This is a genomic window from Streptomyces sp. NPDC005811, assembly GCF_040630405.1.
Taxonomy (GTDB): domain Bacteria; phylum Actinomycetota; class Actinomycetes; order Streptomycetales; family Streptomycetaceae; genus Streptomyces.
This window is the reverse complement of the sequence record NZ_JBEXXK010000054.1, coordinates 74104-83733: the sequence shown is the minus strand read 5'-3', so window position 1 is coordinate 83733 and position 9630 is coordinate 74104. Positions and strand designations below refer to the sequence as shown.

General features: G+C 69.4%; 9 protein-coding genes and 1 pseudogene. 3 read left to right on the top strand and 7 right to left on the bottom strand.

From position 1 onward, the window contains the following. Positions 1-115: 115 nt before the first annotated feature. Positions 116-265 (top strand): annotated as a pseudogene (locus ABZ490_RS41065) (hypothetical protein); the annotation flags it as partial. A gap of 24 nt (positions 266-289) precedes the next feature. Here the strand turns inward: ABZ490_RS41065 and ABZ490_RS41060 are convergent. The 4 genes from ABZ490_RS41060 to ABZ490_RS41045 form a co-directional block, all read right to left on the bottom strand. Then, positions 290-1588, bottom strand: a complete 1299-nt coding sequence (locus ABZ490_RS41060) for an NAD(P)/FAD-dependent oxidoreductase (protein WP_359002503.1) — start codon at positions 1586-1588, stop codon at positions 290-292. 171 nt (positions 1589-1759) lie between these two features. Continuing rightward, positions 1760-2863 carry a mandelate racemase/muconate lactonizing enzyme family protein gene (locus tag ABZ490_RS41055; protein WP_359002501.1) on the bottom strand — a complete coding sequence of 368 codons (1104 nt, stop codon included), beginning with the start codon at positions 2861-2863 and terminating at the stop codon, positions 1760-1762. A 53-nt stretch (positions 2864-2916) separates the two neighbouring features. Continuing rightward, a complete protein-coding gene (locus tag ABZ490_RS41050) occupies positions 2917-4041 on the bottom strand; it encodes a mandelate racemase/muconate lactonizing enzyme family protein (protein WP_359002499.1) in 1125 nt (374 codons plus the stop codon). A 14-nt stretch (positions 4042-4055) separates the two neighbouring features. Continuing rightward, entirely contained in the window at positions 4056-5150 is a 1095-nt protein-coding gene (locus ABZ490_RS41045) for an alcohol dehydrogenase family protein (protein WP_359002497.1), read from the bottom strand. A gap of 391 nt (positions 5151-5541) precedes the next feature. Between ABZ490_RS41045 and ABZ490_RS41040 the strand changes: the two genes are divergently transcribed. Both ABZ490_RS41040 and ABZ490_RS41035 read left to right on the top strand, forming a co-directional pair. After that, a complete protein-coding gene (locus ABZ490_RS41040) occupies positions 5542-5805 on the top strand; it encodes a hypothetical protein (RefSeq protein WP_359002495.1) in 264 nt (87 codons plus the stop codon). Between the two features lie 107 nt (positions 5806-5912). Then, positions 5913-6206 carry a hypothetical protein gene (locus ABZ490_RS41035; protein WP_359002493.1) on the top strand — a complete coding sequence of 98 codons (294 nt, stop codon included), beginning with the start codon at positions 5913-5915 and terminating at the stop codon, positions 6204-6206. Here the strand turns inward: ABZ490_RS41035 and ABZ490_RS41030 are convergent. From ABZ490_RS41030 to ABZ490_RS41020, 3 genes are all read right to left on the bottom strand, one after another. After that, positions 6167-6994, bottom strand: a complete 828-nt coding sequence (locus tag ABZ490_RS41030; RefSeq protein WP_359002491.1) for a class I SAM-dependent methyltransferase — start codon at positions 6992-6994, stop codon at positions 6167-6169. The genes ABZ490_RS41035 and ABZ490_RS41030 overlap by 40 nt on opposite strands. Positions 6995-7357: 363 nt before the next feature. Next, the gene (locus ABZ490_RS41025; RefSeq protein WP_359002489.1) at positions 7358-7921 is read right to left on the bottom strand and encodes a DinB family protein; all 564 of its coding nucleotides are present in this window, start codon (positions 7919-7921) and stop codon (positions 7358-7360) included. 293 nt (positions 7922-8214) lie between these two features. Further along, positions 8215-9531, bottom strand: coding sequence for an MFS transporter (locus ABZ490_RS41020; RefSeq protein ID WP_359002507.1), 1317 nt, complete (start codon positions 9529-9531; stop codon positions 8215-8217). Positions 9532-9630: the final 99 nt, after the last annotated feature.

Genomic DNA, 9630 nt, shown 5'->3' with positions numbered 1-9630 from the left:
CGCCGAACGCACCGCCCTCGCCCGGGCGGTCAACTGGCACTGCCAGAACCGCATCCTGCTGCACGGCAACCGCACGGTCATCTTCAGCTGACACGCAAGGCGTCCACCATGCCCACACCCCGACGCCGATCGGGCGGCTGGCACCCTCACCCGCCCGGTCGGCGGCGTAGGTCCGATGACCCGCACCATGCTGCTCACGAACATGGTCGAGGCGGCGGAACGCCGGGCCGCAGGCAGCGGGTGGGGCGCCGCCCGGCCATCCTGAAGGGGGTCGCCGGGCGGTGCCCGACTACCGCCGGCCCAGTTCGGAACGGACGGTACGGGCGACACGCAGGCCGCTCTCGACGGCGCCGTCGATGAACCCGGCCCAGATGTTCGCGTGATCGCCGCTGGCGAAGTGCAGAACGCCGGTGTTCTCCTGCTGTGCCCGGTGGTGCCGGGTGAGCTGACCCGGCCGCTGGATGAGCCACGTCTCCTGGGACCAGGGGTCGGCCATCCAGTCGTGCCCGCCGGCCTCCAGCACCTCGAGGTCGTCCCGCCAGACCCGCAGCGCCGCGTCCACGGCCTTCGGGTCCTCGACGTCGATCCGGCTCGCGTCGGGACCGAAGCCCACGAGGACCGCGTCGTCCTTCCCGATGAACTCGGTCCGCACGACGGCGAGCGGATGGTGCTGGGAGGAGTAGGCGAAGAACGGCTTGACCGGGCCCCGGACGCGGATCCACGCCTTGGCACCCCGGGAGGCGGTCTTCTCCAGGCTCGGGCGGAGCTTGGCCTCCGGGAGAGCGGGGGTGACGTCGAGCTGGTGCAGCATGTTCTGCGGCACCGTGATCACCACGCGCCGGGCGCCGATGGTCCGCCCGTCCCCGTAGGTGATCTCGGCGCCGTCCGCGTCATGGGTGAGGGAGCACACGGGCGAGGAGAGCCGGATGTCCGCCCCGGAGTCCGCGGCGACGGCCTCGACCAGGCCGCGGGTGCCGCCGGCCAGTCGGAAGATCGCCGACGCCTCGTGCATCAGGTGCCAGGATCCGGCGGTGGCCGCGGTCCAGCGCAGCGCGTTGACGTAGGCGCACTCGTCGAGCGGTGCGTTGAAGTGCCCCACCCAGGCCGCTTCGTTGGCGTTGCGCTCCTCGACGGACAGATCGAGCTCGTCCAGCTTCTCCTGGAGGGTGAACCGGTCGATCTCGGTCAGCTCCGGGACGGTCAGCGGGGCGTCGGGGCGGGGAATCCACTTCATGGTGTCTTCCAGCAGCCGGGTCATGCCCGGGTCGATCAGCCCCATGAAGTCGTCGAGGGTCCCGCGGCGCACTTCGTCGCCGGCGAGCCAGTAGGTCTCCTCGGAGCGGGGGCCCCGGGTGACATCGAGCCCGTAGCGGGCCACTTCCGCCCAGGCGTGCGGCTGGACCCAGTGCAGCCAGGTCCCGCCGATCTCCAGGTCCCGGCCGAGCCGGTGATCGGTCCAGGTGCGACCGCCGATGCGGTCGCGTGCTTCGAGGACGACGACGCTCAGCCCCTGGCGGCCGAGTTCGCGAGCCGTGATCAGACCGGCGACCCCGGCTCCGATGACGACGACGTCTGTCTGCTCCTGCATGGGCGGTCTCCGAACTCCAGCGACACCAGCAACGTTCACATTTTGAACATGTCGTTCAAGTTAAATTTCCCGCCGGGAATCGTCAAGAGGTCATCCCGGACATCGGGGCGGGTCAGCCCCGGAAGAGGGCTTCGGCGAGGACCGGCGCCCCGCCCCCGCTCGACCTGCGGCTCAGAAGGAGGACACCGGGGCGCCGAAAAGGCTCTCGTCGGGTACGACACCCAGGCCCGGCCCCTCCGGTCGCTTGATGTGGCCGTCCTCGACCCGGATCCCGTTCTCCGGGTCGTAGTGGCCGTCGATGCTGGGGGCCGCCAGCCAGACGCCGTCGAGCAGTTCGGGTCTCACCGTCGCGCCGATGTGGGTGCAGGCGGCGGCGATGACGTCTCCGCCCCAGGCGTCGTCGCAGGTATGCGGCAGGTTGCGGGCCGCACAGATGTCACGGAACGCGCGCATGGGGTGCAGCCCGCCGATCCGGGTGACCTTCATGCCGAAGCCGTCGACCAGACCGGTGCCGGCCGCGTTGATCACCGCGTTCAGACTGGTGCTGTTCTCGTCCATGTAGAGGGCGTGGCCGATCTGCGGGCGGATCGTCCGCAGGTCCTCGACGGTGTCGCAGGGCTGCTCCAGGATGAACGGCACGTCTGGACACTCCCGGCTGAGCCGCAGCGCGTCGCGCGTCGTCAGACAGCGATTGCCGTCCACCGCCAGCCGGGTCCCCGCACCGCGGATGACCTCCCAGACCTTGCGGACGGTCTCGATGTCCTCCTCGACCGGCCGACCGCCGATCTTGAGCTGGAGACGCGGGTAGCCCTCGGCACGCTTCTGCGCCGCGATCCGGGCGGTGTCGTCCGGCGCGCCGACACTGATGGCGTAGTAGGACGGCACCCGATCCGTCAGCGCGCCGCCGAGAAGGTCGGACACACTGACGCCGAGATGCTTGCCCAGCAGGTCATGGGCAGCGATGTCGAGGGCGGCCTTGGCGTAGTGATGGCCGTTCAACAAGTTGTCCATTCGCCGGTGCAGCGGCACGGGCAGCACCTCGACGCCGCTCAGCCCAGGCGCCAGCTCGCTCAGGGCCGCCACGGCCCCGGCCGCGTGCGATTCGGCGTAGGTGGGGCCGACCGGACAGGTCTCGCCCCAGCCCACCAGCCCGTTGTCGGCCACCAGTTTGACCAGCGTGGTGGAAAGGGACCGGATGTCCGCATGGCCCATCCTGTACGGGCCGTTGCTGACCGGCAGCTCGTGCCGGTAGATGTGTGTTTCTGCGATCCGCAAGGTCCAACCTCCGAAAGAGTCGGCACGAGCCGGTACGGGACGCTAAGCGATTCCTAGAGGCCCCAGGTCATGACCGGGTCACCGAGCACCTCTTCGTCGACAGTGACGCCCAGTCCCGGGGCGGCGGGCGGCAGGATGCCGTCGCCGGTGCGCACGGGAGAGAATTCCGCCGTCTTCAGGGTCACCATGTCCTCGCAGTTCAGTACGCCGCGCAGCAACCGCTCGGGGACGGAGGCGCCCATGTGGACGATCGCGGCGAAGGCGATGGAGGAGCCGGTGGTGTCCTGCACGCTCATCGTGAGTCCGGCGGCACGGGCGAGGTCACGGTGGCGGCGCCCCGCGGTCAGTCCGCCGGCCTTGGAGGTCTTCAGCCCGATTCCGTCGGCCAGATCCTGAGCCACGATCAGCGCGATGTCCGCGTCGAGCTGGGCCAGCTCGTCGATCACAATGGGGTACGGGCAGCGCTCCCGCAGAGACTTCGTCTCGCGCAGCGTGGCGCAGGGGGCCTCGAGGGCGAAGTCCAGTCCCGGCGGCAGCAGTTGAATCATCCGCAGGGCCGTCTCCGGGATGAGCCCAGCATTGGCGTCGACGACGAAGAACTCACCCGGGCGCCGGTCCGCCAGGCACGCGGTGATGCGTTCGGCGTCGAGCGCGGGACCACCCTCACTGTCCAGGGCACCCACCTTGACCGAGTGCGCCCGGTACCCCCGGGCCCGGTGATCCGCCACCCGGGCGCGCATCTCCTGCGGATCGCCCGCGTGGATCGAGGAGATCATCGACATCGGGACGCCTGTGGAGCCGCCGAGCAGCTCGCACACCGGCAGCCCCACCGACTTCCCGAAGGCGTCCCAGCAGGCCACGTCCAGTGCGGTCTTGGCGTCCAGGTGACCGACCAGGGCGCCGTCCATCAGGTCGCCGATGCGCTCCGTCCGGCGGGGGTCCTGCCCCAGCAGCGCCGGCGCCAGCAGGGCGATGCCGGCCCGGGTACCTGCGGGGTGTGCGGCGATGTAGGTCGACCCGAACGGAGTGCTCTCCCCCCAGCCCTGCGTGCCGTCGTCGCAGGTGACGCGGACGAAGGAGGCGTCGAAGGACTCGTACGTCCGGCCCCCCGACAGACGGTAGAGGCCGCCCGAGTACGGCAGTTCGGCCTGGTAGAGATCGATGCGAGAGATCTTCATGTCGTCCCTTCCCCTCACGCCGACGGGGTCGGCGGAACAAGCACGAGCTTTCCGAGGTGACGCTTGGTGAGAAAGTCCTCCTGGGCCCGCGCGATCTCCTCCAGGGGGTAGGTCCGTGAGACCACCGGGCGTACCTCACCGCGCTCGACGTAGGCGACGAGGTTCTCGAACACCTCGTCCTCCTGGAACGTGCAGCCGAGGACCGAAAGGTCCTTGAGATACAGGGTGCGGAGATCGATCTCCGCGACCGGCCCCCCGATGGCACCGGCGATGGCGTACCGGCCCCCTGGTCGCAGCAGGTCGAGGAGCCCCGCGCTCTGGGATCCGCCGACGAGATCGATCACCACGTCGACCGATCCCGCACCCACGGCGCCGACCAGGTCGGTGCCGCGGTCGATCGTCCGTTCAGCGCCCTGGGCCAGTACCTCGGGGGCCTTCGCCGCCGAACAGACCGCGACGACCGTCGCGCCCCGGCGCCCGGCGAGCTGCACCGCGGCCAGTCCGACACCGCCCGAGGCGCCCGTCACCAGGACCCGCTCGGCCCCGACGGCGGCCCGGTGCAGCATGTTCTCCGCCGTCGAGTACGCGCACGGCACAGCGGCGAGTTCCTCGTCGCTCAGCCCACTGCGCACGGCGTACGTCTCCCGGGACGGCGCCACGGTGAACTGCGCGAATCCGCCGTCGCACTCGCTGCCGAGGGTCCAGCACGCGAACGGCCGGTACCCGACCGGCGTGCGCAGCATGTTCCGGACGAGAACCCGCTCGCCGATCCGCTCGCGCGGCACCCCGTCGCCCACGCCGACGACCCGGCCGCACACATCCGCGCCCTGGATCCGCGGAAACTCCAGCGCTGTACCCGACCAGGAGGCGTCGACGTCGTCGACGTCGTCGAACCCCGCCGCGCCGCCCGCGCCCGTGTCCGAAGTGACCGCCTTCGAATACCAGCCGATCCGGGTGTTCACATCCGTGTTGTTGATCCCGGCGGCAGCGACCTGGATGAGGACCTCGCCCTCCTTGGGCCGGGGAACCGGTACGTCCGTCCGGTACTCGAGCTTCTCCAGCCCGCCGTGACCAGTGAGCAGGACGGCGGCCATGGTGCTTGGCAACAAGAGGGACTCCTTCGCGTTCACATAGTGAATACATCGTTCAATATGCGCACGAGGCGATAGTGAGCTGCCCGTCTCCACGTGTCAAGAGCCCCAAGCCGCTGGGGAGGGTCGGCACCGTTGGCGAACGTCGGCCGGCCCGTGCACAACACGGCGGGAGCAGCGGCGTCGGGCGAGGTGGGATCGTGCGCCGGCAGTCGGGCGGAGCCACGGCAGCCGTGCCGCGCGCGCGTCCCGCGACTGCGCGGCCTGCGGCACGGGCCGGACGCCGGGACGAAACCGCCTGATCGGGGCGGGGCAGATCCTCGGCTGGCCTCTGACACACGCCGGAACCGGCTGGCAGGGTCGCTGGAGGGCGGTCGACGCCGACCGCGGCAAGGACTGGATCTGGCAGGTGCTCGCCCAGACCGACAACGGCCACAGCTACCAGGGGCGCCGATCGACGCTGCTGAGTGGTCTGAACAGCCTGTTCATCAGCCGCATCGTGCTGCCCGACTACGAGTTCATGCGCAACTACAAGGCCATGGCGCCGCTCAAGGACGTCCAGCGCATGTTCCCGTCCGGGACGCTGGATCAGATGCGACGCCACGGCAGCGAGCTGGGCATGACCGGCCGGCACGTCGACGAGGGCCTGCGTGTGCTCTCCAAGATGATCTGATCCTGCATACCGGGGACGTCTTCGAGGAGCGGGCCTCGGGGCGGCGGGCCATCGGCTACTCCTACGACGGCATTCACAGCGCCTGGGACCTGCTGCGCGGAGCCGGGGTGATCCACTCCAAGGACACCCTCAAGGACCCGCTGCGGCACGGCCAGCGGCTCACCGCCGAACTGGTCGACTTCTACAACCTTCAGAGCACACCCGTGCCCACCCTGCCGGTCCGCTATCTCGAAGAGCGTCGGCCTGGCGTCGACTACGGCACCTTCGTCGGATTGGCCCCCGAGCTGGCGGGCGTGTTCTGGGCCGACATCGAGGCCCACCACCCCGGCGGGGTCGGTAGTTCAGAGTTCGGTCCCTCGCCTCACTCGGCGCGCCGTCCGACACGCAGGACGCTCAGATAACGGCGTGATGCTCGGTCGCCCATTCGCGTGCGGATGCGCTCGGCGATGGCGTCAAGCAGGGGTTCGCGGACATCACGGTCGAGCCTCCGATACAGCGACTGGGAGCGAAGGAGATCGGCAAAGCCGTCCCCGTCGAACCACTGAACGGTTGGATACCACCGCACGATGGTTGGGCCGAACAATCGTCCAGGATCATCGACCAGGCCCCAGCCCTCGTCGGTGCCGCGCACGTCTTCTTCGAGTGGCGGATGACCCCAATCAGGATTCCCAGGACTGAACCGCTCGTGGAGATCGGCGGTCTCGGCGTACACCTCCGGCTCTCCCGGCCGGCGGACAACGACGTGGCCGAGCAGCGCCATCCAGCCTCCGGGATGGAGCACGTCGTGCGCTCGCTGCCAGCCAATCAACGGGTCCACCCAGTGCCACGACGACGCAGCCACGAGGACATCGAAGCGGCGACCGCGGTTGTCCCACTCCTCAAACGTCGACGTCTCGACTTCGACGTTGTGGAAGGAGGCGATCCGGTGGCGAGCGAGTGCGGCCATGTCTACGCCCGGCTCGACGGCGGTCACTGAGCACCCGCGCGCTGCCAGCGAGCGCGTCGCCTGACCGGTACCGCAGCCCACCTCCAGCACCGACGACCTGTCGTCCATGCCGGTGACGGCGGCAAGATCCGCGAACAGCTCGTCGGGGTATCCCGGCCGGACCCGGTCGTAGAGCTCCGGCACCTCGTTGAACACCCGGCCGAGGTCATATCGATTCGGGCGCGACTTCGGATCATCAGTCACGAACGCACAAGGTATGAGGCGCGTCCACGGAGACGCCACTGGTTTTCCGGCAGCCGCTGACGCGCTGCCGCCGGTAGTTCAGAGACGCCTGCATCCGCTGCCCAGTTCTCCAGATCGACCCACGGCAGCGATCCCGGCTCATCGACATCATCCAGAACCTCCGCGAACGCGTCCGCGAGGCCCGCGCCAACGGTGGCTGGGAGAAGTCGAAGGACTCCAGGTCAGCCTCGACGCCGCCACCGCCCAGTCTTCACCGACAACGCACCCCCGCCCCGGGCGGGCCGTACTCAATGAAGCTCGCAGCCACGTAGCGCCACGGAGTCCACGTAGGTTTCCGAAGCTCGACCGCCGGTTACCGCGAAGTCATATTCGGCTCGGTACGGCTCCGTCCTGCCAGCGGTAGAGGTCGCGCAGCAGGGAAATCTCGGCGCCGTGATGGATCAGCTCCCTGTTGACGTGCAGGACCCTGTTCTCCAAGGGAAACCGCTCGGGACCCACCGTGGGCGGATTCTCCAGGTCAGTGTCCGAGAGTTCGCGGACCCCCGCGTTCCATCTCCCATACATCTCATCGAGCTGCTTCAGCGCCTCGTCAGAGGTCCCCGCGTACGCGAATGTCTCGGAGTCGACGTCCTGGCCGCCGAAGTACCATCCGACCCGATAGCCCAGGCACGAGACGATGATGTGCGCCAGCCGCCAAGCAACCGTGGTCACCGGCGCAGGCTCCGGGCCCGGGGATGCGAAGTCCATCGTCCATTCCCCCGAACCTGCCGACATCGGTGCGGCCGACGTGCCACGTGGGCGGATACTCCAGCAGCCGCGCACCGGCTCCCAGAAGTACTCCTCATCGGTGAGACCGTCCAGCCGCGGCCGTAGGTTCTTGTGCCAGTACCAGTCCAGCTGGTCCGCGAGTCGCTCGCTTCTTGCCATTTCCGCACACTACATACAAACGGAGACCTGGCCGTGCCCCTCGCGGACAGGGTCGCCGGCCCGCAATCCTCCGTCTGCTGACAATCCCGTGTTTGACACAGCGGACGCCACAGCGAGCCACTGCAAGATCGCGACTTCAACGCTGGTCCGGAAAGGATCATCTGGGGCCCAGGGGCGAGTTCACAGTCGAACAGCGCGGGTGGGTGATCTCGCGATGGCGGCGACAGCGTCCACGGCCACATCTGCGACTGCCCGCGATCGTTCCGAGCAGGCCGACAAGTCGGGCCGCCAAGTCAGGCCGCCGCAGTGGTCGGTTCAGTCGGCGCAGCATCGACGAGCACGGGGTGATCGGCTGTCGGTGCGGGCTGCTGTGCGGATCGGGGAGCCTGGGGCAGCCGGGGCACCCAGGCCAGACCGATCAGCGCGGCGAGCAGCGTGAAGCCGAACAGCAGGCCGAAGAAGAGCCTGGTGTGGCCGAGGGCGAACGCGGGCGTGCCCAGTGCGGCAAGGCCGGCGACCGCCCGTGTGACGGCCATGGTCACGCCCGTGGCGGTGGCCCGCAGCAGGGTGGGGAACAGTTCCTGGGTCCAGACCTTGTAGACGGACTCGCCGGCGAAGGCGTTGCCCAGGCCGGACAGGAGTACGACGGCAACCAGCGTGAACCGGTTCACGCCGAGCAGGGCGGGCAGTGCCCAGGCGATGACGATCAGTGCGGAGCCCACGGCGAACCAGGCGTACCGGGCGGGCCTGTCGACGACCCGCAGGAAGGCGAGGCCGGCCAGGAAGCCGACGGGCAGTCCGAGGAACGTCAGCCGGGAGAACTGCTCGACCTCTCCGTCGGCCAGGGAGGTCCACAGGAAGGTACCGAACTGGCCGAGGGTGTTCGCGCCGAGGTTCCAGGCGGCGTAGTAGAGGCCGGTCGCGAGCACGGCGTGCGCCATCGGCGGCCGGAAGAGCTCCCTGATGCGGCTGACCTCGACGGTCTCGGAGGCGGCCGCGGGGCGTGCGTCGGCTTCCTGGCGTGCGGCCGCCCATTCGGCCGATTCACCGAGGGTGAGGCGCAGCAGCAACACGACGATCGCCACGAGGAGCAGATGGGCGAAGAGGATCCGGCCGCCCGCCAGTCCCTGCACTCCCATGAAGGAGCTGAGGCCGAGTACGACGACGATGCCCGCGAGCCAGAGCATGCCGGAGAACACCACCATGGTGCCCTTCCTGCCCGGTGGCGCCTCTTCGCCGGCGAGCGCGAGCGACACGGGCAGGTCGGCGCCGATGGCCGTACCGGTGGCCAGGACCCCGACGTACAGCACAGCGGGCCCGGCCGCCACGAGGAGCAGCAGTACGCCGGCGGCGTAGAGCAGGAGGGAGAAGGTGAAGATCCTCCGGCGGCCGAACCGGTCGCCGAGCCGTCCGCCGAGGAGCGCCCCGGCCGCGAACGCCAGGGTCTGCAGTCCCAGCAGGGTCCCCACGGTCCCGGCACCGAGCCGGAGGGGAGCCGCGTAGTAGCCGCTGATCGCCATGCCCGAGGTCACCAGCGCTCCGGCGTCCAGATAGGAGGCCATACCGGCCAGGACCGCCGGCTTCCAGGGACTGTTCGGTCGGGCCTTCATGTCGGACACTTGGCCTCCTTGCTGGGGACCGGGGAAGGGCACCTGGCTTCGAGTCGTGACGACCCGGGCCGGACGCGTCGGCCGATGGCGACCTACTCG

Bases quoted from the DNA above. Each gene is read 5' to 3' on its own strand.
- ABZ490_RS41060 (WP_359002503.1), bottom strand. From the start codon at position 1,588: ATGCAGGAGCAGACAGACGTCGTCGTCATCGGAGCCGGGGTCGCCGGT.
- ABZ490_RS41050 (WP_359002499.1), bottom strand. From the start codon at position 4,041: ATGAAGATCTCTCGCATCGATCTCTACCAGGCCGAACTGCCGTACTCG.
- ABZ490_RS41025 (WP_359002489.1), bottom strand. From the start codon at position 7,921: ATGGCAAGAAGCGAGCGACTCGCGGACCAGCTGGACTGGTACTGGCAC.
- ABZ490_RS41020 (WP_359002507.1), bottom strand. From the start codon at position 9,531: ATGAAGGCCCGACCGAACAGTCCCTGGAAGCCGGCGGTCCTGGCCGGT.